Source organism: Streptomyces sp. NPDC054786, assembly GCF_053611685.1.
On the sequence record NZ_JBSHAW010000003.1, the window covers coordinates 42,825 to 68,024 of the forward strand.

Sequence of the window (25,200 nt, forward strand, 5' to 3'; positions counted from 1 at the left end):
ACGGAGCAGCCGCCGGTCAGGCACCAGCGGGCCGCGGCGCCCTCATGCACGGTCTCCGGGGATCAGTCGTCCAGTCCGTGGCGCGCCAGCAGCGGCCCGAGCTCCGGGTCCCGCCCGACCACCGCGCGAAAGGCCCCGAGCGGGTCGACGCTGCCGCCCTTGCCGAGGAGTTCCCGGCGGAAGACCTCACCGCTCTCACGGATCGTCTTCCCGTTCTCGCGGAACCAGCGCACGGTGTCGGCATCCAGCACTTCGGCCCAGCGGTAGCCGTAGTACCCGGCCGCGTAGCCGCCGCTGAAGATATGGGCGAAGTAGCCGGTGCGATAGCGCGGCGGGATCGTGGACATCGCGAGCCCGTAGCGCTCCAGCGCGGCCGCCTCGAACGCCTCGGCCTCGTCGGCCCCCGGGGCGTCGCCATCGGCGGAAAGGGAGTGCCAGGCCCAGTCCAGCACCGCGGCGGCCTGGTGCTCCACCATCCGGAAGCCCGCGCCGAACGTCTCCGCCTCGCGCAGCCGGGCCGGCAGTTCGGCCGGCATCGGCTCGCCGGTGACGTGGTGCCGGGCGTAGTGGGCCAGCACTTCCGGCCAGTCCGCCCACATCTCGTTGACCTGGGAGGGGAACTCGACGAAATCGCGCGGCACTTGGGTCCCGGACAGCAGCGGGTAGCGCACGTCGGAGAACAGGCCGTGCAGCGCATGCCCGAATTCGTGGAACAGCGTGTTGACCTCGCTCCAGGTCAGCAGTACCGGCTCGCCTGCCGGGGGCTTGGCGACATTCAGGTTGTTGACCACCACCGGCCTGTGGCCGAGCAGATGGGACTGCGGTACCAGCGCGTCCATCCAGGCGCCGCCCCGCTTGGACTCGCGCGCGTGGAAGTCGCCGATGTACAGGCCGAGCGGGCTGCCGTCGGCGTCGTGCACCTCGTAGATGCGGGCGTCCCGGTGGTACGACACCAGGTCGGGGCGCCGGGTGAAAGTGATCCCGTAGACCAGCTCGGCGGCATGGAACACACCGTCGTGCAACACGGTCTCCAGCTCCAGATAGGGCCGCAGCACCGACGCGTCGAGCGCGAACCGCTCCTTGCGCACCCGCTCGGAGTAGTACTGCCAGTCCGCCGCGCGGATCTCCGCAACGCCGGCCGCCTCGGCCAGGGCCGCACCCTCCCGCTCGGCATTGGCGGTGGCGGGAGCGACCAGCCGGCCGAGCAGTTCCTCGACGGCGTCCGTGGTGCCGGCGGTCCGGTCCGCGACCTCCCAGGCGGCATGGCTGGGGTAGCCGAGCAGGGCGGCGCGCTCCGCACGCCGGGTGGCCAGGGCGACGGCGACCGGGCCGTTGCTGTCCATGCCACGCCCGAGGGAGGCGGCGAGCAGCCGCTCGCGCAGCGCAGGGTCGTCCAGAGCGGCGAGCTCGGTCTGGTGGGAGAAGTTCTTCAGGCTGAGCACGAACTTGCCCTGGTGCCCCAGTGCCTGGGCGTTCGCGGCGGCGGCCGCGATCTGGTCCGCGGGCAGACCGGCCAGCTCCTCGGCACGGTCCAGTACGAGGGCAGCATCCGAGGTGGCTGCCCGGAGGTTCTGCCCGAACTCGGTGCACCGGGCTGCGATCTCGGCATTCAGCTCGCGCAGGCGCTGCTGCTGCTCCGGGGCGAGCCGCGCGCCGGCCCGGACCCGGCTCGTGTGGTGCCGCTCCAGCAGCCGCAGCTGCTCCGGGTCCCGGCCGAGCCGCTCACGCCGGCCGAAGAGCGCGTCCAGCCGGGCGAACAGCGCGGAGTCGAGCAGCAGCGCATCGTCATGGGCGGCCAGCCGGGGAGCGATCTCGACCTCGATCGCCTGGATCTCCTCGTCGGTATCCGTCGCCGCCTTGTTGAAGAACACCCTGCGCACCCGGCCCAGGACCGCGCCGCTGCGCTCCAGCGCCTCCACGGTGTTCTCGAAGGTCGCCGGCTCGGCGTCGGCACCGATGGCCGCCACCTCGGCCAGCTGGTCGGCCATTCCGCGTGCGAAGGCAGGCAGAAAGTGTTCGTTCCTGATCTGCGCGAAGGGCGGCAAGGCGTAGGGCAGATCACTCGGCTCGAAGAAAGGATTCGATAGGGTCACAGAGGCTGACACTACGCCCGGGGTGAGGTCCGGTCCCGCAGTCGTCCCATGATGACGCTTGTGTGCGCGGGTAGTTGACACCCGGAACGTGCGGCGGCGGCCGCGAGGCGGATGCGGGTCCCCGTCGTCTTCCGTGCCCTCGCGCCGCCCCGGCTGACGAGCGATCCCGCCCCGCCGGGGCAGCATCGCCGGGGAGCGTCGTGGGGCCATTCGTGGTGTGATCGAAGCGAGGCAAGTACCACTCCTGCGACAGGAGGAATCATGGCCAGCAAGCTGCGAGCCCGCGACATCATGTCCAGCGGAGCGCACTGTGTGGGTGCACATGAGTCGCTGATGGATGCGGCGAAGATGATGCGGGACCTGTCCGTCGGCTGCGTACCCATCTGCGGTGACAACAACAGGCTCATGGGTATGATCACCGATCGCGACATCGTCGTCACCTGTTGTGCCGAAGGGATCGACCCGGCGACGGTGCAGGCCGGTTCCATGGGGGGCAAGCTGCACTGGATCGACGCGGATGCGGACGCCTCCGAGGTGCTGCGGACCATGGAGGACCACCACATCAAGCGCCTGCCGGTGATCGACGTCAAAGGCGGCCACCAGTTGGTGGGAATGATCACCGAGGCCAACCTCGCCAAGAACCTCAGCGACGCGGAGATCGCGGAGTTCGCGAACCGCGTGTACGCGACCGCCGACTGAGGCGCCGGTCCCCGCGACGGCACGCACCTACGGCGTCGGCACAGGCCACGTCGGCCCCACCACCGCGTCCCGCGGTGGCCCGTCCCCTCCGACGAGCCACCGCGGTGTGAAAGCGCGGAGCATCAGCGGAATTCCCCTGGCGGCGGGCCCGGGAATCCCCGCTATTCCGTTACGCGCTCAGTGGGCGGCGGAGTGTGGTAAAGCCAGCCGTGTACCGGGGAAAATCAGATGCGGATTCGCCCCGATCACCTTCCGGTTCAGCCGGTAGAATTCCTGCCAGCCGAGGCCGTGTGCATACGCGAGGCCGCTCACCGTGTCGCCGGCATTGACGACGACCGAGCCGCCGGTACTCCGATGGCGTCCCACTTTGAATCGCTTCTCATGGGACTGCGGATGGCGGGCCCGCGCCCGGGCCGACGGGTCTGCCTGCCGCTGCGGTGCCGGGCGCGCTGTGGTGCTCCGCGGAGTGCGGTGCGCGGTGGCCGAGTTGAGTCCCAGCGACGCGGAGCAGGCCGGCCAGGCGCCCCAGCCCTGACGGGCCAGTACCCTCTCCGCCACCTGGATCTGCTGGGACCGGGTCGCCCGCGCCGCTCGTGACGCGTAGGCACCGCCGCCGAAGGAGTGCCAGGTGGAGTGGGCGAACTGCAGCCCTCCGGAGAACCCGTTGCCCGTGTCGGTACGCCAGTTCCCTCCGCTCTCGCACCCGGCCAGGCGGTCCCAGGCCCCGCCTGACCGGGCCTCGGCGGACTGCCCGGACGCCAGGTTCAGCGTGCCGGCCGCGAGCAGGACTGCCGCTGCCGTGATGCCCCGGACGCCATAGCCCCGGAATTCACTCCGGGCAGGCGATGCCGATGCCTGCGGAAATTCCATGCCCTTACTCCCGTCGCTCGCCGCGCAGTTGCCTGGCGGTCATTCAGGATTCCTGGCGCTTTTCGGCGTTCGCGTTCGCATGGTGCTCGAACCGCGTTTCCGTGCGGCGCCATGAATTTGACGGGCAAGAGACAACCACGCCCCGAGTTCGCCCCGGCAGAGCGCGCGGTAGCGCCGCCACGGGTCGGCCTGCACCCTTGCCGTCGGAGCGCGGCCGTGCTTGTGCCGTGCGGACCTGTTCAGACGGGCAGGGGCGCACCCGTGATACCGCAGGCGCATCACCCCCCTGTATCCGGCGATCACCCGCCCGGCCCGGGGGTGTCCGCCGAGCGCAACCGGCGCACTCGATGCACGCGCTGCGCAGGTCCGCATGCACCGCGCACGGGCTGCCGGCAGTGCAACGGCCCGTTCTGCCCTGGCGCAACGGCGTATCGTGCACGGGTACGGCGGCGCGAACCGCGCCGCCGTACGGCCTTGCCGCCGGTCCCCGTTGCCGGCCCTGTCGTCCGGGAGGCCGGCCGGACCCGGCGGGCAGCACCAGCGGAAGAGCCGGACGCCCGCCGTATCGGCAGTCGTCCGGCTCTTCGGGCCGTGCGCTCACCGCCCGCCCCTCACCGTGCAGCCGGCCGGTCTGCTGGAGCTGAGGGAGCGAGGGAGCGAAAGCCCCTGGGAACGTGGGGAATTACAGGGGCCTGGCCCACAGGTCGTACTGGAGCCCCGAGCCGTCGCAGAACGGGTCGGCCCACTTGCCGCCGGCCACCAGGTCGGTACCTGCCGCCTGGCAATCGCTGAGCGTCCAGAACTTCTTGCCGGTCCAGACGGTTCCGGGAGGACCGTCCGTCGGCTTCTGCTGGTGCTGTGCGTGGGAAGCGGCAGGGGTGGCGCTCGCCGCCCCCGCAGCGGCACTGGCCTGGGTGGCGCCCAGTCCGACCACCGCCGGCGTGGCGGCAGCGAAGGCGCCGGTGAGAATTCGCCCGTTACGCATGTGATGTCCTTTCCCTGCAGCGTCAGAGCCCCTTGCGAGCCCCTCACTTCGGACACGAACGGGCCCCCGTGCCCGTATGACACCACTTCATGTGGCCTGCAACACAAGGGTGTTGGGGGAGTGGCGGCGGCCGACGGCACCCGTCGGCGACGGGCCGACCGTCCGGTGCGATGAACCGGCGCACCGCTCGTCCGGGAACGCGGCCCGTCGACGATGCTGACGCCTACACGCTCACGGCGCCTGCCACGCGTCGACCATCAGCCGCCCGTCGCCGTCATCGTCCAGCGCCGTGAAGGCCGCCTCCGCCTGGGCGGCCGAGTATCCTGCCGCGCGGTGCACGGCCGTGAAGTCCGCCAGGCTGACCACACCGTCCCCGTCGGCATCGGCCAGTGCGACGGTCGCGGCGACCGACGGCCCCACGACCCTGCCGAGCATCCCCGACTCGCCGGCCCGCGCGAACGCGGCGACGAACTGCTCCCGGTCCAGGCGGCCCGAACCGTCCACGTTCGCCAGGGCGGCGAGCTCATCGAAGGTGTGACGCATCCCCGCCCGCAATGCCTGCGCCTTGGCGGACTCCTCCGGTTCGCCCACCGCTTTCGTCAGTACGCGGGCCCGCTCGGTGAAGTCCTGTGCGGTCAGGTAGCCGTCGCCATCCGTGTCGTACGTGGCGAAGCGGTGCTCGTACTCGGTCCGCAGGGCATCGGTGATCATGTGTGGTCCCTTCTGGAGGTGGGCTCCCGGCGGAGCCCGGAGAGGCGACCGTGCGCGGGGTGCCGCGACCGCCCGCCATGAGCACAGTAAGTGGCGATCGGATAGCGGAGCGTCATCGACCGGGGTGTGTTCGGGTACGCGCCACTGGGGAGGCGGGCGGGATCCGGGCGGGGCGGTGCGGTAAACGCGGCCGTCACCCCCGGCGGAGGGCCGGACAATCTCCCGTCTGCCGGGGCGTGCCGCACCCTGTCGGGCCATGGCGTGACCTATCAGATATTTCGGGTCGGTCACGCCTGCAACCGACGGGTCGGGCAAACAGTCCTACGGGGCATGAAAAGACAACTGAACCTGCGGATACGGCGGGGCGGCGCCGGCCGCCGGGCAGTCGCGGCGGCCGCCCTCACGGCGCTGACCCTTCCGCTGACGGTGGCCTTCGGCTCCACGGCCCAGGCCGCCACCGCGTCGTCCTGCACCGCGAGCCGCGGCCCGTACCAGAAGCAGGCCGAGAAGTTCCTCGGGCGTCCGGTGGACGGCCGGCAGTCGGCAGCGGACTGCCGGGCGATCCGTGACTTCCAGACCAGCCATGGCATCACCCCGAACATCGGCTACGCAGGCCCCGTCACCTGGGGCGTGATGAGCCTCGTGGCGCAGCAGAAGGCGGCCGGGAACAACCCGAACAAGGCACATAAGTGCCCCACCGACAAGGGCCGGATCGCCTGCGTCGACCTGACCCGCCAGCTCAGCTGGATCCAGGACGGGTCAAAGCTGGTGTTCGGGCCGGTACCGGTCCGCAGTGGCCGCGACGGGTACGAGACCCGCACCGGCGCCAAGAAGATCTACTGGCGCAACCTGCACCACGTGTCGACGATCTACCACGTGGCCATGCCGTACAGCCAGTTCTTCGACGGCGGCCAGGCCTTCCACTCCATCAGCGGCAGCGTCTGGTCGGCCCCCGGCTCGCACGGCTGCGTCAATATGCGCAGCAACGACGCCAAGAAGTACTGGTCCCTGCTCAAGAACGGTGATGACGTCTACGTCTACGGCCGTAAGTCCGGAACCTGAGCCCGGACCGGGCAGGCCGGGCAGCGCTGCGGAGGGAAGAAGCGCCCGATGGCGAACGCCACCGGGCGCCGAGCCGTCCGCACGCCGGACCGGCTCCGTCCGGCCGGACGCGCTATGACCGGTTCCGGCCGTTCCGGGAGGACGGCAGCGCACAGGCCGCCGTACCGCCCGGCAGCCGCTGACGGTTGTTCGCGATGATCCGGTACGCGCCCTGGGCGGCCCACCGCACCGGCGGAAGCATGAGCAGTGCGCCCACCACCGGCCATCCGCCGCGTGCGCTCATCAGCAGCTTGGCGACAGCCTGGGCGCCACCGTGGACGGATCCGGCCGGGGTCACCCACAACACCTCGTGCTCGGCGCGTTGTTGAGTGATGCCGAGCCGTACGAGGTCGGTGAACTGCCAGGGCGTCGCGGCACAGCGCGGCCGCAGACGCCGCTCCGCGAACCGGACCGAGGATGTGCAGAAGGCGCAGTCGCCGTCATAGACAAGTACGGATTGCCGCTGCATCGTCCCGTAGCCTCCGCTCCGGTGTCCGGGCAGTCACAATGATAGGCGAGCCGCCACCACGAGGAGCTGCGGAGCGGTGCGTCGCCCGGGGGAGGAGCCGGATGCCGCTCGCCATGGAGACCGAGATCATCCACACCGGCCGGCTGACTCTTCTGCCGCTGCGGGTCGACCATGCCGAGGAACTGGCCGCGGTGCTGTCCGATCCTGACCTGCACACCTTCACCGGCGGCGCCCCGGCGACCCCGCAGGCGCTGCGCACCCGCCATGAACGGCTGGTTGCCGGCTCGCCCGACCCCGCTGTCACCTGGTGCAACTGGGTGATCCAGGTCCGCGATCAGGGCTGCCTGGCAGGCACGGTCCAGGCGACGGTCACCGCCGACGACCACGGAAATGTAGCGGAGGTCGCCTGGGTGGTGGGGACGGACCGGCAGCGTCGCGGCATCGCCACCGAAGCGGCCCGGGGGCTCGTCGGCTGGCTCCGCGAACAGCCCGTGCAGACCCTCGTCGCCCATATCCACCCGGACCACCGTGCCTCTGCCGCCGTCGCCGCCGCTGCCGGGTTCCGCCCCACCGGCCATGAGCGGGACGGCGAGACGAGATGGCAGCGGAGTGCAGCGGGCGGTGGGGCGGAGACCGGGTGGTGAACGAGGAAGCGGCCGCGAGCGGTACGGCACCACGCGGCGTCGCACGGAGGAGGGCGACGCGGGTGACGTACGGCCGTACTCCGTGACACGCCCGGCGGGGGCGTTGTTCCGTGCGTGCCGCCGGGCGCATTCGTGCCCGTACCCGGGTCCGTATACGGACGGTGCCGGGTGGTCGGGTCAGCGGGCCAGCAGGTGGTACAGGGCCATCGGCGTCACATAGCCGGGCCAGCGGCCGTCGGCGAACAGATGCACACCGGCGTCCTGATAGGACTGGTCGACGAGTTGGGAGCAGATCATGTGCCGGGTGCTGGCGACATAGCGGCGCAGCCCCGGAACGGGCAGGTGGAACCGGTGCGTGGCGATCGCCAGGTAGTCGAGGAAGCTGTAGGGCACCCCGGCATAGCGGGTGCCGGCCGCGCAGATGTCGGCGCGCTGCCGCTCGGTGAGCCGTTCCGGGCAGACGTAGACCACGTCCGCGTCGGCGTAGGTGGTGAGGGGCACGATGCGGGCGCCACCCGGCTCGGCCTCCAGTAGCCGGTTGTCGGGCAGGACGAGGAAGGCGTGTTCGTAGTCGGCGAAGCCGTCTCCGTTGATCCACTGTCCGAAGCGGATCAACTGGCCGGTGGCGCCGGATATTTGGGTGAGTCCGATGTCGCCGGGCAGGGGATGGGTGTGCTTCATGAGCAGCTCCCAGAGCCAAAGGGGGGTTCCCGTGGGTAATACCCGCTGTCCGGGCGGACGCACCGCGTCCGCGGGCGGGTGTCGGCGGAGGACGGAGCGCACATGCCAGATGGCGGAGGGGAGGGACGGCGGGCGCCGGGCGGGGTACGGGTCTGCGGAGCGGGATTCGGCCTCTGCGGGCCGAAGAGATCGAGCGGGAGGAGCAGGACGACGATGGGCAGCTCAGAGGCCGGGCATTCCATGACGGTGCGTCAGGACGGGGCCGGAGCAGGCGGCGGCGACCGGAAGGCGTTGTCGGGCAGTGTGGCGCTGGTGACCGGTGCCTCCAGCGGTATCGGCGCGGCCGCCTCCCTGGCGCTGGCCCGCGAGGGCTGCTCCCTCGCACTGGTCGCCCGTCGTACCGAGCGGCTGGAGCAGCTCACGGAGACGATCGGTGAACTGGGCGGTTCAGCCTTCGCCCTGACGGCCGATCTCACTGACACGACGCAGGCACGGCGGGCCGTCGAGGAGGCCGTCGACCACTTCGGACGGCTGGACGTCCTGCTGAACAACGCGGGCTTCGGTGTGCGCGGCTCGGTGGAGGACAGCGATCCCGAGAACTGGGAGCGGATGGTCGACCTCAACTTCACGGCGGTTCTGCGGATGTCGCACGCGGCACTCCCGCATCTGCTGCGCGCGGCGCACGAGGGGCCGCGGGGCGTGGCCGACCTGGTGACCGTCAGCTCGGTCGCGGGCCGGGTGCCCCGTAAGGACAACAGCGTCTACTCGGCCACCAAGCACGCGGTGTGCTCCTTCAGCGAGGCGCTGCGCCAGGAAGTGACCGGACGGCAGGTCCGGGTCGGACTCGTCGAGCCGGGCATGACCGGGACGGAGATGACACGTGGCGGCTCCCAGGCCGCATCGGCCCACGGGCTGCCGCCGGAGAGCTGGCTGCAGGCCCAGGACATCGCCCGCGTCATCACCTTCATGGTCACTCAGCCGCCGCATGTGGCGATCAACGAGATCGCGGTGCGGCCGACCGCCCAGGAACGCTGACCGTCCCGCCCTGACCCGCCCGCGTCCGCGAGCACAGCACGCGCAGCAGAGGAAAGGCCCCCGTGCGACTCCTGCTCATCTCCGACACCCATGTGCCCAAGCGCGCCAAGGCGCTGCCGTCACAGCTGCTCGACGAGGTGCCACGCGCCGATGTCGTCGTGCATGCCGGTGACTGGGTCGACACCGCCACGCTGGACCTGCTGCAGGCCCGTGCCCGGCGGCTGATCGGGGTGTACGGCAACAACGACGGCCCGGAGCTGCGGGCTCGGCTGCCGGAGGTGGCGCATGCGGAACTGGCGGGAGTCCGGCTCGGCGTGGTGCACGAGACGGGCTCGGCGCAGGGGCGGGAGCGCCGTTGCGCCGAACGGTTCCCCGAGCTCGATGTGCTGGTGTTCGGGCACAGCCACATCCCCTGGGACTCCACGGCGGACGGCCGGCTGCGCCTGCTGAATCCGGGTTCGCCGACCGACCGCCGCCGGCAGCCGTACTGCACGTACATGACGGCGGAGCTGGCGGCGGGCCGGCTCGCCGCGGTGGATCTGCACCGTCTGCCCCGCAGGGGGTGAGGCCGCGGTGACCGTTGCGGGGCCCGGACCGGTTCTCACAGACCGAGCAGGCCGCGGACGTAAGCGGCCTGTCCGGCGTGCTGCAGATCGTCTGCGAGCACGCTGACGAGGCGGACTCCCAGGGTGACGGGCGGTGTCCAGGCGCGGTCGACGACGCGCTTCATGTCCTTGTCGTCGATCCCGGCGAGGTACTGCACGGTGTTGTCGTGGACAGCGCCGTGATAGTCGGTCAGGAGCTGTGCGCTCAGGTCGCGTACGGCCGCCACGTCCTTGCTGGAGTGGGCGTAGCCGGTGTCGTCGGGCGCGAAGGGGAGTCCAAAGCGGTCGTACCAGCCGTCCGAGGTCCAGATCTGCTCGGTGTCCGCCACCCCGGCGACGTGATCGTCCTGGATCCTGGTGAGATGCCAGACCAGCCAGGCGATCGAATTGGCGTCGTCGGGGCGGGTGCTGAGCTCGTCGGGGTCGAGCCCGGTGACCGTGTCCTCGACGACCTCACGGATACGTCCGAAGGCGTCGACAAGCAGATCCGTGCTGGCGTTCATTCAGGGCTCCTTTGCGGCGACGGAGGTCTTCGCGCGGAAGTTCCGCGGATACCGGTACCGGTTGACCGATGTGTCGCGCTCCGGTGGCGGTCAGGCACCCGGAGGGCGTCAGCCCCGGCAGCTCGCCCATGGTCGCAAGCCGTCCGCAGGAATCGGTGCGGGGCAGGCCGAGAGACGGGATTTTCCCGGCCCGGCGAACTCGATCGGACGGGCGGCGTGCGCCCCGCCGGCGGCACGTTCCGGCACGGCCGCCCGCCCGCGGGCGCTCTGCGGCAGCCCGCCCTATGTGCAGGGGGCGTTCGGACAGCGCTGAGGGGCTGCGCCGTTGCCTGCTCCGGCACGTACGCAAGTGCCGGGAGGTGCGAGGTGCCGCCCACCGCCGCTGGGGAAGAGGCCGCCGGGAGGGCGGTCCTCGCGTCATCCGAGCGAGACGGGGAGCCTGCTCAGGCCGCGGAGGGTGATGTGGTCCTTCCACCGGGGCTCACCGGCGAGCCGGAGGTTCGGGGCGCGCCGCAGGAGCAGGGGCAGGACGATCTGGGTTTCGAGGCGGGCGAGCGGAGCGCCCAGGCAGAAGTGGACGCCATGGCCGAAGGACAGATGGCGCGGGGCGCGGCCCACGTCGAGGCGGTCGGGGTGGTCGTACGCGGCGGGGTCGCGGTTCGCGGCACCGGTCAGGAGCAGGAGTGTGGTGCCGCGCTCGACCGGCACCTCGGCGACCTCGGCATCCTGCAGGGCGAAGCGGGCGACGAGTTGGACCGGTGAGTCGTAGCGCAGTAGCTCCTCCACCGCGGGTGCGATGAGGCTCGGGTCGCTGCGCAGACGGTCGAGCTGGTCAGGGTGGCGCAGCAGGGCGAGGGTGCCGTTGCCGATGAGGTTGACGGTGGTCTCGTGGCCGGCGATCAGCAGCAGGGTGCAGGTGGCCAGCAGCTCGTTCTCGGTGAGCGCATCACCGTCGTCGTGCACGGCGACCAGCGCCGAGAGCAGGTCGTCGCCGGGCGAGCGGCGGCGTTCGGCGACGAGTCCGCGCAGGTGGTCGGTGAACTCGCGCCACGCCTGCGCCTCCTGCTCGGCGGCTCCGGGAGGCAGCAGGAAGTCGGGGACCAGGGCGCGGGCCACCGCGTGCGACCACTCCAGCATCCGCTGACGATCGGCTGCGGGGACACCGAGCAGTTCGCTGATCACCGCCACCGGCAGCGGAGTGGCCAGGTCCTCGATCAGGTCGACGGGCCCCTCGGCGGACTCCAGGGCGGTGAACAGCTCGGTGGCGAGCTCTTCGATGCGCGGCGTGAGACCTTCCACCCGGCGCCGGGTGAAGGCCTGGGAGACCAGGGAGCGCATCCGTGTGTGGTCGGGCGGATTCAGATTCAAGAAGCCCCGTACGGGCCGGCCGTCGTCGTCGACCAGCACCTTGGAAGCCGGCCGGGCCCGCTCGCCGGTGAACCGCGGATCGTCGGCCTCGGCGTGTCCGAACCGTGTGTCCCGCAGCACCGCGGCGCAGTCCTCGTACCGGCTGAGCACCATCAGCTGATCATCGATGCGCGCGACCGGCGCATGCGTCCGCCAACGGGAGTAGAGGGGGTAGGGGTCGGCCTGGTGCCGTGGGTCGAGCAGATCCTGGAGCGAGGGCAGCGGCGCCGTGGTGTCGATGTGGGTCATCGTTTCTCCTCGGGCGGATCGGCGGGTGCGGTGTCCTCCGCGGGTGCGCGACCGCGGTGTCCTGGGCGATCCGAGCGACTTCCCTGCGGATACGGTCTCGTGTGCGCCGATACGCTGCGGCGCAGGGGGCATCAGGCTTAACCATAGAGATCGTGATCGCCGGCCCGGGGGCACCGGGCCGACAATCTCGGCTGCTCCTCCCGCGCCACGGGGCAGCTGTCGTCTTCGGCGGGAAGCTCAAGGCGTACTGGACGCAGGACTTCGGCCACCGGTGGACCGCCGCTGACCGGCAGGGCCCGAGCGGGTCGCGGCAGGCGGGCGGAGGGAGGACACCCGGTGGCCGGGGGCCATCGGGTGTCCTCCCGTCGTCACGCCACGCCGCTCACTGCTCGGACGGGTCGACCATGGCGGCCAGTACGGAGCGCCAGTCCTCGTCCGGCCGTGCGCGCAGGGACGGGGCCAGCCGGTCGGCGTGGTAGTGCCAGCGGTGGTTCAGGTCCGGATGGACCTCGTCCGTCTCACGGATCTCGCTGCCGCTGCCGAGCAGTTCGGTCAGCCCGGTGGCGAGGTCCCGCCAGGAGAGGTGTCCGCTGATGGCGTTGGCGACACCGTGCACGGGGGAATCCAGACCGGAGACCACGGCCCGGGCCAGGGCCGCGGCATGCACCCAGGCCGCGCCGTACCACGCATTCCCCTGCGTACCCGGCCGCGGAAGGTCGATGGGCCGGCCCTCCCGCGCCGCCTGGTAGAGCACACCGGTCGCACCCCAGCGCAACTGGTCCCGCAGCCGGTGGTGCGGCCCCCAGACGAGCGGGGAACGGACGGCGCTCGCGCCGCCCCGGCCCTGGGCGCCGGCCGCCCGCAGCAGCAGCCCTTCGCAGTCGATCTTCGCCTGTCCGTACCCGCTCAGCGGCTGCCGCGGGGCGGACTCCTCGGCCACCCACTCGCCGTCCGGGTGTCCATAGGCGTCCACACTGCTGACGAAGACGAACGGGCCGCGCGACCAGGCGCCGACCATCGCGGCCATCGCCGTCACATCGACCTCGGGACGGGTGAAGGTACAGGCCGCGTGGATGACCGCATCGGCGCCGTCGACGGCCTTGCGCAGGCCGTCCAGGTCGGTGAGGTCGCCCTCGATGACGTCCACGCCCTCCGTGGCGACCAGATGCGCGGATTCCGGGCGGGCCAGCGCCAGTACCGGACGTCCCCGGGCCGCCAGTTCGCGCAGCACGAACGCGCCGACCCCGCCGGTGCCGCCGGTGACCAGGACCGTGCCCTCGCGTGAACGCCGCGGGCGGGAGGGGGCGGCCGAGGGCGCGGCGGCACGCTCCGCCGCACGTGCGTCCAACAGGGCGGTGACCGCGCGCGGGGTGCGGGCCTGCAGGATGTCCAGGCCGGTCAGCGGCAGTTTCAGCGCCTGGCGCAGACGCTCGGCGAGCTGGACGGCGATCAGTGAGTGGCCGCCGAGGAGGAAGAAGTCGTCGTCCGGTCCGGGCAAGTGGCCCAGGAGAGCGGTGAATCCTTCGGTCACGGCGTCGGCGCGCGCGCCTTCCGGTGCCGGGGCCGACGGGAACCCGGGGAGCCGGGCCGGGTCCGCCGCACCGCCGGCCGTACGCGGCAGGGTGTCCAGCAAGGTCACCGCGGCGGGTACCAGTTCCGCGGCCAGCGCCGTGCGCAGACGGGAGCGGAGCTGGGCGGGTGAGGGGCCGCCGATGCCGCGCAGTACGGCGTACGCCAGCAGCGGGCCGCCGGCCGGTGCGACCACTGCCGCCTCGGCGACCTCGGAGTATGACCGCAGCAGCACCTCGGCCGGGTGCCCGCCCGGTTCGCTCCGAGGTGCCGGTGGCGCACCGGGAAGCCGGGACAGCCGAAGGCCCGGCTCGTCCGCCACCGCGGTGAGCAGGGCGGCGTAGTGGGCGCCGAGAGCGGCCGCCGCTTCCTCGTCCAGTGCGGTCCGGCTGTACTGGACGATCCCGGCGGGGGCGTCGGTGTCCACCATGCCGAAGGAGAGGTCGAACTTGGCTTCGCCGGCGCCGACTTCGACATACTCGTCCACCGTGCCCGGCAGCCGCAGTGTCGCGGGTGCGCCCAGGACGTCCGCGGTCACCCGGATCAGTGCCGTCCCGTCCGTGTCGCGGGCGGCGGCGCCGAGGCGCTCCAGGATGAGGTCGAAGGGGATCTCGCGGCGCTGCTGGGCGTCCAGCAGCGCCTCCCGCACGCGTTCCAGCAGCGCGGTGAAGGACGGGTCGCCGGCGGCGTTCACCCGCACCGGGAGGGTGTTGACGCACAGTCCGACCAGACCGCGCACGTCCGCGCCCTGGCGGTGGGTGCCGGCGACCCCGATCACCAGGTCGTCCTGGCCGGTGAAGCGGTGCAGTGCGGCGAAGGACGCGGCGAGCGCCACGGTGAACAGGGTGGCCCGGTGCTGCCGTCCCAGTTCGCGCAGTGCGGCCGGCACCCGCGGGTCGAGCGGAGCGGTGTGTGTGCCGGCCGGGCGGATTCCGGTGTCGGCGGGCGGCTGCGCGGGGCGGGGCAGACGCAGCGGGGAGACGCCTTCGAGGCGGCCGGCCCAGAGGCTCAGGCCCTCTTCGAGGCGGTCGGCGGCCGCCTGCTCGCGGCGCGCGAAGTCCGCGTACTGCGCAGGCTCCGGCTGCTCCTCGGGGGTGGTGCCCTGGACGGCGGCCGAGTAGACCCGGGCCAGTTCCCCGGCGACGGTATCCAACGAGGCGCCGTCGATGGCGATGTGATGGAACGTCAGCAACACCGTGTGATCCTGCTCCCCGTGCCGCAGGACCAGGGCGCGCGGAAGGGGACCGGCGGCGAGATCGAAGGGGCGGTGCGCCTCCTCGGTCAGCAGTGCGGCGGAGCCGTCCGCGTCGGACTCCACGACGCGCAGCGCGAGCGCCTCCGGAGCCGGAAGCACTTCCTGGTACGGCTCACCGTCCTGCTGCCCGTAGCGGGTACGCAGAATCTCGTGACGGCGTACCAGCGACGTCAGCGCGGCGGCCAGCGCGTCCAGGTCCAGCGGGCCGCGCAGCCGGGTAGCGAAGGGCACGCTGTACGAGGCGTCACCGTGGCCCAGCCGGTCCATCAGCCACATGCGGCGCTGGGCGTGGGAGAGCGGCGCGGGTCCTTGCCGGACGGTCGCGGGGGCGGCGGTGGGGCGGGCGGCGCGGGAGCGCGCCCGGCGCAGCAACTCCTCCTGGAACGCCGCGGCGGCGGGGGTGTCAGTGGCCATCGGTGTCCTCCGGGGTGCCGGGGTGCAGATCGCTGTGCGCGGCGAGGAGGGCGCGCTCGACCAGCGCGGCGTGCCCCGCCACCGTGGGGGCGGCGAAGAAGTCGGCGAGCGTCAGCTCGACGCCGAGCTCCTCGCGGAGGTCGTCGGTGACCGCGAGCGCGAGCAGGGAATGACCGCCCAGCGCGAGGAAGTCGGCATCCGGACGTGTGACGTCACGGCCCAACGACCGGCCCCAGACCTCGGCGACGGCCTGCTGCAGCGGACTCAGCGGCCCGGCCGGCGCATCGGGCCCGTCCGCGGTGACGAGATCCGTCAGCGCGCGGCGGTCGACCTTCCCCGAGGCGGTGAGCGGCAGCGCGTCCACGAGCCGTATCTCGTCGGGGATCAGATGGGCGGGCAGGACGGCGGCGAGCCGGTCCCGCAGGGTGCCGGGGCGGGGCACCGGTCCGGGCGAGGCCACGACGAAGGCCGCCAGGCGGGCGTCGTCGGGAGAGGGGCGGTGCACGGTGACGGCCGCGTCCGCCACCTCGGGCTGCTCCCGCAGGGCGTGTTCGATCTCCGCCGGTTCGATCCGGAAGCCGCGGATCTTCACCTGGTCGTCGGTCCGCCCGTGGAAGTCGAGGGTGCCGTCCGGACGCCGGGAGACCAGGTCGCCGGTGCGGTAGAGCCGCCCCGGCCCGGGGTGGTGGCAGAAGCGCTCAGCGGTCAGGTGCGGCTGCCCGGTGTAGCCGTGCGCCAGCCGGCTGCCGCCGATCCACAGTTCGCCGCGCTGCCCGTCCGGGACCGGCCGGCCCCCGTCGTCCAGCAGGTGCACGGTCGCGCCGGCGATCGGCCGGCCGATGGGCACCTGGCCGTCGCAGTCGGTGGCGGTGACGCGGTGGGCCGTGGTGAAGGTCGTCGCCTCGGTCGGCCCGTAGCCGTTGACCAGTTCCAGCCAGGGGAAGGCATGGAGCACCTCACCGGCATGGTGCGCGGACAGCGCCTCGCCGCCCACGATCACCGTGCGCAGCAGCGAGAAGACCCGGGAGCGGCGGGCGGCCAGCTGGTGGAAGAGCGCGGTGGTGAAGAAGGCGACGGTGACGCCGTGGCGTTCCACGTGCCGGGCCAGGTCCTCGAACGAGGGGCGCTCGGCGGTGCACACCACCACGGCGGCGCCGTTGGCCAGGGCTCCCCATATCTCGAACGTCGAGGCGTCGAAGGTCATCGGCGAGTGGAAGAGCACCCGGTCGCGGGAGGTGAGGGTGAGGTACGCCGGATCGGTGACCAGCTCGGCGATCGCGCTGTGCGGGACCGCCACCCCCTTGGGCCGGCCGGTCGAGCCCGACGTGAACATGATGAACGCCGTTGCGTCCGGGGCGAGTTCGGCTCCGGGGGCGGGGTCGCCGTCCACCAGCGGCTCGCCGGGCAGCGCGAGGGTGGCGCCGGCGGGAGCCGCCGATTCGAGGAGCTTGCTGTCGCCGACGGTCAGCGTCGCGCCCGCGTCGGCGGCCAGTGCCTCGGAACGGGAGCGGGGATGTGCCGGATCGAGCGGTACGCACACGGCGCCCGCCCACCACAGCGCGAGCTGGGCGACGACCGTGCGCGCGGAGCGCGGCATCAGCAGGGCTACGGAGTCACCCTGGCGCACGCCGTGCTCGCGCAGATGGGCGGCGAGCCCACGGGCCGAGGAGACGAGCTGCGCGTAGGTGAGCGTGGTGTCGCCGTCCGCCACGGCCAGGGCCTGCGGGGTCCGTGCGGCATGCCATGCCACGAGGGCCGTCAGGCCGGCCGCTGGCGTGGGCCGTCCGGCCGCCGGGGCGGGCGCGGAGCCGGACGGGGTGCGCTCGTCCTTCGGGGTGCCTTCGGTGGGCACGGGGCCTTCCTTCCGGGTAGCGGGGGAGTGCGGGGTGCGGGTGGTCATCTCAGGCTCCCGCCGGTTGCCGGGCGGCGCGGCGGGTGTCGACGAGCAGGGCCACCGCGCGCAGGTCCGGCTGGCGGAGCAGTTCGGGGGCGCGCAGCCGTATACCGCTCTCCTTCTCGATGACGGTCAGCAGCCGGGCGGCGAGAAGAGAGGTGCCGCCGGCCTCGGTGAAGTTCTCCGTCAGCGAGGTCCCGGGCCGCGCGAGCAGATCGCGTACGGCGCTCAGCACGAGCCGCTCGCCGGGGGTGGCGTCGGCGGACCGGTCGTCGTGCGCGGGGACGTCGCCGGGACGCGGTTCGGCGGTGGCGGCCGCCTGCCGGGTCAGCTCGGCCCGGTCCACCTTGCCGTTGGCGTCCAGGGGGAAGGCGTCCACGATCCGTACGTCCGAGGGCACCGCCTGCTCCGGCAGCCAGGCGCGTACGGCCGGCAGCAGCGCGTCCGCGGTCAGCACGGCGCCGGCCGCCGCCCGTACGTACGCCACCAGGCGGGTGTGGCCGTCGGCGGTACGCGGCGCGGTGACGACGGCGCCGAGGACCGCCGGGTCCTGCTCGAACGCGGCCTCCACCTCGGCCGGTTCGATCCGTACACCGCTGATCTTGACCTGGTCGTCGAGGCGGCCGAGAAACTCCAGCTCCCCGTCGGCCGGCATCCGCACCCGGTCTCCGGTGCGGTACAGGCGCTCCACTCCCGGCAGATCGAGGCCCTCGGGGACGGCCAGGAAGCGGCGCGCGGTCAGTTCGGGGTCCAGGTAGCCGAGCGCCAGACCGCTTCCGCCGATGAGGAGTTCACCCTCCGTGCCGCGTGCGACGGGCCGGCCGTCCGGGCCGGCGACGACCACGGTCACGCCCGGGAGGGGGTGGCCGATCGGCGGCGCGGACTCCGTGCCCGCCGCGCTGTCCGTGCCGTGCATGGCGTACACGGTGGAGACCACGGTGGCCTCGGCCGGTCCGTAGGCGTTGTGGACGGTGGCGGTCACGTCGGTGCCGGGCCGGCGGCGCATCCGGTCACCGCCCACGAACAGATGACGCAACGTCAGATCCCGGGGCCAGGGCCGCTCCAGCAGCGGCTCCACCATCGGGGTGGCCGCGACACCCACCGACACCGCGGACTCCCGCCACCAGTCGGCCAGCACCACCGGGTCCCAGCGGACCTCGTCCGGCGCGGGCACCAGAGCCGCCCCGGACGTCAGCCCGGCCCACAGCTCCAGCAGATGAGGATCGAACGCGACGCCGATCAGCAGGGACTGCCGGTCGCCGGGGGCCAGACCGCTCGTGGCGCGATACCAGCCCAACAGCGCGCCGAGCGCGGGCTCGCCGACGGCCACCGCCTTGGGGCGGCCGGTGGAGCCGGAGGTCAACACGGCGTAGAACGCCCCGGAGGGCGCGGAACGGGCCGTGGCACCGGGCGCGGCGAACGCCGCCACCACCGTGGCGGTGGCGTTGGCACCCTCGCCGGGCAGCGCCAGCGGCAGATGGCCGGCCGTCCGGTGCCGGGGCGGCAGGACCTCGGGGTCGCCGATCAGACAGACGACGTTCAGGTCCTCGGTGACGGCTTCGGTGCGGCGCTCACCGGGGCGGGGGCCCAGCGGCAGATAGACGGCGCCGATCCTGGCGAGCGCGACGGCGGTCACCACCAGCGCGGCCGAACGGTCGAGGCAGACGCCGACCAGGTCTCCGGGCCGTACCCGGTCGCGCAGCGTCCGTGCGACCTCGTCGGCTGCGGCGCCGATCTGCCGGTAGGTCCAGCTGTGGGCACCGTCGATCACCGCGGGAGCCTCGGGGGAGCGCCGGGTCCACTCCTCGAACAGGGCGAGCACTGCGCTCGCGCCGTCGGTCGCCGGGGCGTCGGCGCGGGCGACGCTGAGCGTGCTGCTGTCCGGGGTGGGCCGTCGGGTGCCGGCGGTGGTCGTCGGTGCCGCCGTCCGGGCGGTCATCGGCTGGGTCATCGGGACTCCGTCACGGTGGTCGAAGCGGCGGAAGCGGGCACGGCGGCGGGGCCGACGGCCGCCAGCGCGGTGGCCTGGTCGGCCAGCACCGGGTTCTGGAACAGCAGCCGCAGTGGCGGACGCTTCCCCAGCCGCGGTTCGAGCCAGGCCGCCAGCTGCGCGGCGAGCAGTGAGTGACCGCCCGCCCGGAAGAAGTCCGAGGACGCGTCGAAGCGGCTGTGGCCCAGAGCCTCCCGCCAGCCCTCGGCGAGCAGCTCCGTCATCGGATCGGCGGGCAGCTGCGCGGGCGCGCCATGGCTCTCCTCGACGGGGGCGGCCGGCTCCAGGGAGGCGGCCCGGCGGGTCAGCGCGACGCGGTTCGGCTTGCCGCCGGCCAGCCGCGGCATGGTGTCGAGCCGTGCCCAGCGCCCCGGTACCAGGGCGCTCGGCAGCCGGCGGCTGAGCTCCGTGTGCAACGCCTGCTCGTCCCACGACTCGCTGTCGTCCGCGCTCTCCAGGAAGCCGACCAGCCGGGGTCCGCCCGGGGCTTCACGGTCCAGGACGACGGCGCAGGACCGGCCGCCGAGCGCGGCCGAGGCGGCGGCTTCCACCTCTTCCAGTTCGATGCGGTAGCCCCGCAGTTTGATCTGGTGGTCCCGTCGTCCCAGGAAGTACAGCAGCCCGTCGCGGCCGCGGTAGCCGAGGTCGCCGGTGAGGTAGACCCGCTCACCGCCGAGGGCCTCGACGCGCAGGAACCGAGCGGCGGTGGTCTCGGGGTTGCCGACGTAGCCCTCGGCCAACCCGGCTCCGGAGATGGCCAGTTCACCGACCGCGCCCTCCGGCAGCGGCCGGTGGTGTGCGTCCAGGACATGGATCCGTTCGCCGGGCAGCTCGGTGCCGAGCGGAATCTCCGCAGCGTCGGCGAGACCGTCCCGGGTGATCTCGTGGACGGTGGAGCTGATGGCGGCTTCCGTGACGCCGTAGACGTTGAGCACGGTGCTGTCGCTGTCGGCCAGGAACGCGCGCATCACGTCCGCCGGGAGGCGCTCGCCGCCGAGCACCAGCAGCCGCGGCGCCCAGTGGCCGTCGCGGAGCACGGGGCGCATCTCCTCGCGGGTGGCGAGGAAGTAACTGGTCGGCAGATTGGCCACGGTGACGCGGGCGGCGACCAGCAGTGCGGCCAGCTCGGCGCCGGTCGGCACCTCGCGCTCGGGGGCGACCAGGCACGCCCCGGCGTACAGCGACGGCAGCACCTCTTCGAGGGCCACGTCGAACGACGGCTGGGCGAACAGCAGCACCCGGTCACCCGGGCCCAGGCCGAACCGGCCGGCCGCGCCGGTCAGATGGTTCTCCAGCGCCGCGCGGCCGACGGCGACGGGCTTGGGAATGCCGGTCGATCCGGAGGTGTGAATGAGGTAGGCGGCACCGGGCACGACCTCGGCCGCCCGCGCCGGCGGCAGGACCGGGGCGTCGACCGTGGCCGTCGGCAGCCCGTCGGGAACGGTGACGGCCGCGTCAGCTGAGGTCAGGACCAGCGCCGGGCCCAGCCGGCCCAACAGCAGCTCCAGCCGGGCCGGCGGGTCGGACGGCGAGAGCGGGCAGTACACCGCCCGGGTCCGCAGACAGGCCAGCAGCGCCACGACCGAGTCGGCGCCGCGGGGCAGCACGGCGGCCACCGGCTGCCCGGCGGTCACCCCCGCCGCCCGCATCCGCTGTGCCAGCGAGGTGACCTGAGCATCGAGGTCGCCGTAGGTGATCCGGCGGGCACCGGTGAGCAGCGCGGGCAGGGACGGGTCGTGGGCGGTGGCGGGGTCGAGCGGATCGTGTTCCGGCGCCGGCGGCGCGACGGCCGGGACGGCCTGCGGTGACGCCGGCGGCGCCAGATCCGCAAGGGCGGTGCCGGGCGAGTCGAGATACGCCCGCAGCAGGTCCAGGAACCGCCCGGCGAGCAGCTTCGCCACGTCCTCGCCGAACATGTCGGCGTCGTAGTCCCAGACCAGGGTCATCCCCGGCGCGCCGTGCCGGGGGCCGACCCCGCGCCGGTCGTCGGGCAGCAGCACCACGTCCAGGTCGAAGCGTGTGGTGCCGGTGTTGAAGCCCTCGAACAGGGTGATGTCCAGACCGGGGACGTCGATCTCGGGCAACTCGGCGTCGTGTGCGCTGAACATGACGCTGAACAGCGGGTTGTCGGCGCCGGAGGTGTGCAGGCCGAGCGCGCGGGTCAGCTCCTGGATCGGCACCTCCTGGTGCGGCAGCGCACGGATGAGGGTGTCGGTCACCTCGTCCATGGACTCCTCGGCCGGGGCGGCCGGGTCCAGCCGGAGCGCGAGCGGGATGGTGTTGACGAACATGCCCACCGTGCCCTCGAAACCGCGCGGGCGGTTGCCGACCGCGGTGCCGATCACCATCTGCGAGCGGCCGCTGTGCCGGCGCAGCAGCTCGGCGAAGAGCCCCAGGAGCGTGGCGAACGGCGTCAGACCGCGCTCCCGGGCATGGCCGCGCAGCGCTTCCGTCAGATCCGCACCGATCGACTGCCGCAGCTGACCGCCGTGGTGCCGGCGCCGGGAGCCGGGCCGGGTCAGACCGGGCAGCGGCATGTCGTAGGACATCTCGCGCAGTTCACCGGCCCAGAACTCCAGACCGTCACGGCGCTCCCCGGTCGCCTCGTCCCGGGAGCGGGCCCGGACATGGTCGGCGTACGAAGGCGCGGACGGCAGCTCCACCGGCTCGCCCAGGACGTGGCCCCGGTAGACGCTGAACACATCGCGCAGCAGGATCGCGAACGAGTGACCGTCGTGGATCAGATGGTGTTCGACATGGATGAGCCGGTGCCGGTGGTCCGCGAGCCGCACCAGCGTCCAGCGCAGCAGCGGTGCCTCGAAGGTGTCGAGCGGGGTCTCCGCCTCGGTGCGCAGCAGGTCCTGGAACGCGCTCTCCGGGTCCGCCTCCCCACTCAGATCCACCGTGTGCAGGCGCGGCACACAGCCCTCCGCGACCCGCTGCCCCGGCATCGCCCCGGCGACGGCGACGAGTTCCAGCCGCAGGCCGGGGTGCCGGTCGAGTGCGGCGGTGAGTCCGTGGCGCAGCGCGTCGGTGTCGAGGGTGCCCCACAGGTCGAGTGCGGCGGTGAAGTTGTAGGCGCGGCTGCCCGGTTGCACCTGTTCGTGCAGCCAGACGATCTCCTGCGAGGAGGAGAGCGGAAGCATGGGCGATCCCTGAGGTTGTCGGGGCGGGTTTTCTCCGGCCGGGGCGTGGTCGGGCCCGGCCTGGGGTGCGCAGACCGGACCGCGGATCGCGCGGCGGGTCTGGCGGTATCGGTAAGTGAGTGGTGAGCGCGGGGCGGGGCCCCGGGCAGGTCAGCCGGCCGTCGGAGCCGGGGTCCGCAGTGCGTCGGCCAGCGCGGTGAAGGCGCTCTCGGCGGTGTGGTCGGGGAGGATCGCGCGGTCCCACACCATGCGCAGATGCAGCTCGGGTCCCTGGGTGACGGAGACCGCGAAGGGGCCGCGCACGGCCCTGCCGTCGATATGGATCTCACGGGCCGTCACCCCGCCCAGGCGGAGCGGGGGGTGGCGCCGGGTGTCGTCGACGGTCAGCATGCCGTCCAGCCGGCCGGTCCAGCCGGAGCCGGCCGCGCGGGCGGCGTGCACCACGGCGTCGAAGGGGGTGGCGGCATGGTCCAGGTCGTCCCACCAGGCCTCGGCCGTCGCGGAGGCAGCGAGCGTGTCCCCGGTGGCGGTCGGGAAGACCACGGTGTTGAGGAAGCAGCCGAGCACCGGCGCGGCAGCGGCCGGCCGGCCGCCCCAGGGGTAGCCGAGCGGCACCACCTGGCCCGCCCCGAACAGCGCCGCTGCCGCCGCCCGGCAGGCGTTGAGCAGCTCGGGGAAGGGCACACCGGCAGGCGGCGCGGGCATCCGCAGCGCGGCCGAACCGCTCGGCGCGGTCCCGGCGCCAAGGAGTTCCGGCCGTGGCGCGGGGGCCTGTTCGCGCACCGCGCGGAGCCGCTCGCCCCAGTAGGCCATCGCCGCCGGTGCGCCCGCGCGCTCCTCCGCGTCGAGCTGGAGCAGAACGGCGTCCCGGTAGGCGGCCAGCTCGGCCGCGATCTCCGAGGGAGCGGGGCCCGCGGCGCCGGGACCTTCGTCGTAGGCGGCGCCGAGTTCTTCGACGAGCCGGGACAGCGACCGGCCGTCGCACGCGGTGTGGTCCAGGACGACGGCGAGCACCTCGTCCGCACCCTGAGGACCGTCCTGCACCAGGAACAGCCGCAGCGGCGAGCCCTGCGGGGCCCAGTCGCCCAGCGCGCGGCGCAGCACCGTGGCCGCATCCTCACCGGACGCGCACGTCATACGGGTCACCGGTACCTGCGGCTCTTCCGGGCGGAGCACGGGGGTGCCGCGCAGCACGGTGAGCCGGGCACGCAGCACGGGGTGCAGGGCGGCGAGACGGTTCGCGGTCGCCGCGAGGCGTACCGGATCCACCGTGCCGCGCGGGAAGGCGAAGAACATCGGCACGAGATCCGGACGCCCCGCGGGGTCCATGGCACGCACCAGTGCAAAGCGACGCTGGGCGCCCGTGACGGGCAGCAGGACCGGGGCCCCGTCGCCGGAGTCGAGTCGCCGGTAGCGGGCCAGGTACTGGCTCGTGATGCTGAGCACGTGATCCTCTCTGACGTGGCGGACATGTATCGCCGGAAGTGATGCGGACGGGAAGACCGTGCGGGGGCAGGCAGGAGGGGGGGCCGGACGCGGTGGCCGGCCGTCAGCCGATGGACGCGGGTTCGGCCGGGCCGGCGGAGCCCGACGGGGCGGCATCCGTGTCCTCGGCCGGCCCAGTGACCGGCAGTTCACGCATCCGCCGCAGCGGGGAGAGCAGCAGCGGCAGCGGTACGGCCAGGAATCCGGCCGCACACCACACCAGCGCCGCACGGGCCCCGAAGGCCTCGGCCAGGGCGCCGCCGGCCAGGGCACCGAGCGGCAGGGTGCCCCACATCAGGAACCGCAGCGTGGCATTCATCCGGCCGAGCAGCCGGGGCGGGCACAGGGCCTGACGGAAGCTCACCTGTGCGACGTTGTAGACCACGGCGCCGAAGAAGACCACGCCGGAGCCGAGAGCGAACAGTGCTGCCCCTGCGCCGCGTCCGGAGAGCGGCCACAGCAGCGCGAACGGGCCGGTGACCAGCGCGGACAGCCAGATGATCCTGGCCTGGCCGAACCGGGCGGCGAGCCGGCCCGCGCACAGCGCGCCGGCCAGTCCGCCCAGGGCCGCGGCGGCCAGCACGAGGCCGACCACTCCGGGCGCAAGTCCCAGCACCCGGACCAGAAAGACGGACTGAGTGGCCATCAGCACGGCGGAGAAGAGGTTTGCCAGCCCGGTGGTCACGGCGATCACGCGCAGCAGGCGATGCCCGAACACAAAGCGCAGCCCCTCACCGATGTCCTGGCGCAGCGAGGCATCCGGCCGGCGTTCGGGGCGGGCCTCGGGCTGCTTGATGCCCCACAGGAAGAGCGCGGAGAGGACATAGCCGGCGGCGTCCGCGACGATGGCCAGGGCGGCCCCCAGCAGCTGGACGAGACCGCCGCCGATCCCGGGACCTGCGACCTGCGCCGAGGAACGGATCGTCTCCAGCGCCCCGTTGCCCGAGACCAGCTGGTCCTTGGGCAGCAGCTGGGGCAGGAAGCTCTGGTGGGCGACGTCGAAGAAGACGGTCGCCACGCCGGTGACCAGGGCGACGACATACAACTGCGCCATCGTCAGCACACCGGCGACGGCGGCCGGCGGAATGCTCGCCATCGCCAGCGCCCGCACCACATCGGCGCGGATCATCAGCGGCAGCTTGCGCATCCGGTCGACCCAGGCCCCGGCCGGCAGGCCGACCAGCAAGAACGCGGCGGTCTCCGCGGCGGTGAGCAACCCCACCTGGAAAGCGGGGGCGTTGAGCTGGAGCACCGCGACGAGCGGCAGGGCGACCAGGGTGACCTGGGCGCCGAGTTGTCCGGCCGCGGCACCGGCGAGAAGAAGACGGAAGTCGCGCAGACGCAGCGGGCCGCCGGCTGCGGGTCGGGGTATGACGGGCATGTGGTCGACCATCG

The 25,200-nt window shown here is 73.0% G+C and carries 19 protein-coding genes; 5 read left to right on the plus strand and 14 right to left on the minus strand.

Going from position 1 to position 25,200, the window contains the following annotated elements:
- Positions 1–62: 62 nt before the first annotated feature.
- The gene (locus ACWGI6_RS03825) at positions 63–2,093 is read right to left on the minus strand and encodes a M3 family metallopeptidase (protein WP_453265968.1); all 2,031 of its coding nucleotides are present in this window, start codon (positions 2,091–2,093) and stop codon (positions 63–65) included.
- Between the two features lie 261 nt (positions 2,094–2,354).
- On the opposite strand from ACWGI6_RS03825, the gene ACWGI6_RS03830 reads away from it, so the two are divergent.
- Positions 2,355–2,792 (plus strand): CBS domain-containing protein, encoded by a 438-nt coding sequence (locus ACWGI6_RS03830; protein WP_453265969.1) that lies wholly within the window; start codon positions 2,355–2,357, stop codon positions 2,790–2,792.
- Between the two features lie 177 nt (positions 2,793–2,969).
- Here the strand turns inward: ACWGI6_RS03830 and ACWGI6_RS03835 are convergent, their stop codons facing one another.
- The 3 genes from ACWGI6_RS03835 to ACWGI6_RS03845 all read right to left on the minus strand — a co-directional run bounded on the left by ACWGI6_RS03835 (position 2,970) and on the right by ACWGI6_RS03845 (position 5,358).
- The gene (locus ACWGI6_RS03835) at positions 2,970–3,662 is read right to left on the minus strand and encodes a transglycosylase family protein (protein WP_453265970.1); all 693 of its coding nucleotides are present in this window, start codon (positions 3,660–3,662) and stop codon (positions 2,970–2,972) included.
- Positions 3,663–4,344: 682 nt separating this feature from the next.
- A complete protein-coding gene (locus tag ACWGI6_RS03840; RefSeq protein WP_453265971.1) occupies positions 4,345–4,647 on the minus strand; it encodes a hypothetical protein in 303 nt (100 codons plus the stop codon).
- Between the two features lie 231 nt (positions 4,648–4,878).
- Positions 4,879–5,358, minus strand: coding sequence for an EF-hand domain-containing protein (locus ACWGI6_RS03845; protein WP_453265972.1), 480 nt, complete (start codon positions 5,356–5,358; stop codon positions 4,879–4,881).
- Positions 5,359–5,688: 330 nt separating this feature from the next.
- Between ACWGI6_RS03845 and ACWGI6_RS03850 the strand changes: the two genes are divergently transcribed.
- Positions 5,689–6,420, plus strand: a complete 732-nt coding sequence (locus tag ACWGI6_RS03850) for a L,D-transpeptidase family protein (RefSeq protein ID WP_453265973.1) — start codon at positions 5,689–5,691, stop codon at positions 6,418–6,420.
- A 112-nt stretch (positions 6,421–6,532) separates the two neighbouring features.
- On the opposite strand, the gene ACWGI6_RS03855 is transcribed toward ACWGI6_RS03850, so the two are convergent.
- A complete protein-coding gene (locus tag ACWGI6_RS03855; protein ID WP_453265974.1) occupies positions 6,533–6,928 on the minus strand; it encodes a thiol-disulfide oxidoreductase DCC family protein in 396 nt (131 codons plus the stop codon).
- 101 nt (positions 6,929–7,029) lie between these two features.
- On the opposite strand from ACWGI6_RS03855, the gene ACWGI6_RS03860 reads away from it, so the two are divergent.
- The gene (locus tag ACWGI6_RS03860; protein WP_453265975.1) at positions 7,030–7,572 is read left to right on the plus strand and encodes a GNAT family N-acetyltransferase; all 543 of its coding nucleotides are present in this window, start codon (positions 7,030–7,032) and stop codon (positions 7,570–7,572) included.
- A gap of 177 nt (positions 7,573–7,749) precedes the next feature.
- Here the strand turns inward: ACWGI6_RS03860 and ACWGI6_RS03865 are convergent, their stop codons facing one another.
- Positions 7,750–8,253, minus strand: a complete 504-nt coding sequence (locus tag ACWGI6_RS03865; RefSeq protein WP_453265976.1) for a hypothetical protein — start codon at positions 8,251–8,253, stop codon at positions 7,750–7,752.
- Positions 8,254–8,466: 213 nt separating this feature from the next.
- On the opposite strand from ACWGI6_RS03865, the gene ACWGI6_RS03870 reads away from it, so the two are divergent.
- Positions 8,467–9,288, plus strand: a complete 822-nt coding sequence (locus ACWGI6_RS03870) for an SDR family oxidoreductase (RefSeq protein ID WP_453265977.1) — start codon at positions 8,467–8,469, stop codon at positions 9,286–9,288.
- A gap of 62 nt (positions 9,289–9,350) precedes the next feature.
- Positions 9,351–9,854 (plus strand): metallophosphoesterase family protein, encoded by a 504-nt coding sequence (locus ACWGI6_RS03875; RefSeq protein WP_453265978.1) that lies wholly within the window; start codon positions 9,351–9,353, stop codon positions 9,852–9,854.
- 35 nt (positions 9,855–9,889) lie between these two features.
- Here the strand turns inward: ACWGI6_RS03875 and ACWGI6_RS03880 are convergent, their stop codons facing one another.
- From ACWGI6_RS03880 to ACWGI6_RS03915, 8 genes are all read right to left on the minus strand, one after another.
- Entirely contained in the window at positions 9,890–10,396 is a 507-nt protein-coding gene (locus ACWGI6_RS03880) for a mycothiol transferase (protein ID WP_453265979.1), read from the minus strand.
- A gap of 417 nt (positions 10,397–10,813) precedes the next feature.
- Positions 10,814–12,052, minus strand: a complete 1,239-nt coding sequence (locus tag ACWGI6_RS03885; RefSeq protein ID WP_453265980.1) for a cytochrome P450 — start codon at positions 12,050–12,052, stop codon at positions 10,814–10,816.
- Positions 12,053–12,434: 382 nt separating this feature from the next.
- Positions 12,435–15,290, minus strand: a complete 2,856-nt coding sequence (locus tag ACWGI6_RS03890; RefSeq protein ID WP_453265981.1) for a condensation domain-containing protein — start codon at positions 15,288–15,290, stop codon at positions 12,435–12,437.
- Complete coding sequence (locus tag ACWGI6_RS03895) at positions 15,280–17,190, minus strand: amino acid adenylation domain-containing protein (RefSeq protein WP_453265982.1); 1,911 nt, start codon at positions 17,188–17,190, stop codon at positions 15,280–15,282. The genes ACWGI6_RS03890 and ACWGI6_RS03895 overlap by 11 nt, the downstream gene beginning before the upstream one ends.
- Before the next feature lies 1 nt (position 17,191).
- Positions 17,192–19,135, minus strand: coding sequence for a non-ribosomal peptide synthetase (locus tag ACWGI6_RS03900; RefSeq protein ID WP_453265983.1), 1,944 nt, complete (start codon positions 19,133–19,135; stop codon positions 17,192–17,194).
- Positions 19,132–22,320 (minus strand): non-ribosomal peptide synthetase, encoded by a 3,189-nt coding sequence (locus tag ACWGI6_RS03905; protein WP_453265984.1) that lies wholly within the window; start codon positions 22,318–22,320, stop codon positions 19,132–19,134. Before ACWGI6_RS03905 ends, ACWGI6_RS03900 begins: the two co-directional genes overlap by 4 nt.
- A gap of 150 nt (positions 22,321–22,470) precedes the next feature.
- A complete protein-coding gene (locus ACWGI6_RS03910) occupies positions 22,471–23,766 on the minus strand; it encodes a non-ribosomal peptide synthetase (RefSeq protein ID WP_453265985.1) in 1,296 nt (431 codons plus the stop codon).
- A 103-nt stretch (positions 23,767–23,869) separates the two neighbouring features.
- Positions 23,870–25,186, minus strand: coding sequence for an MFS transporter (locus ACWGI6_RS03915; protein WP_453265986.1), 1,317 nt, complete (start codon positions 25,184–25,186; stop codon positions 23,870–23,872).
- Positions 25,187–25,200: the final 14 nt, after the last annotated feature.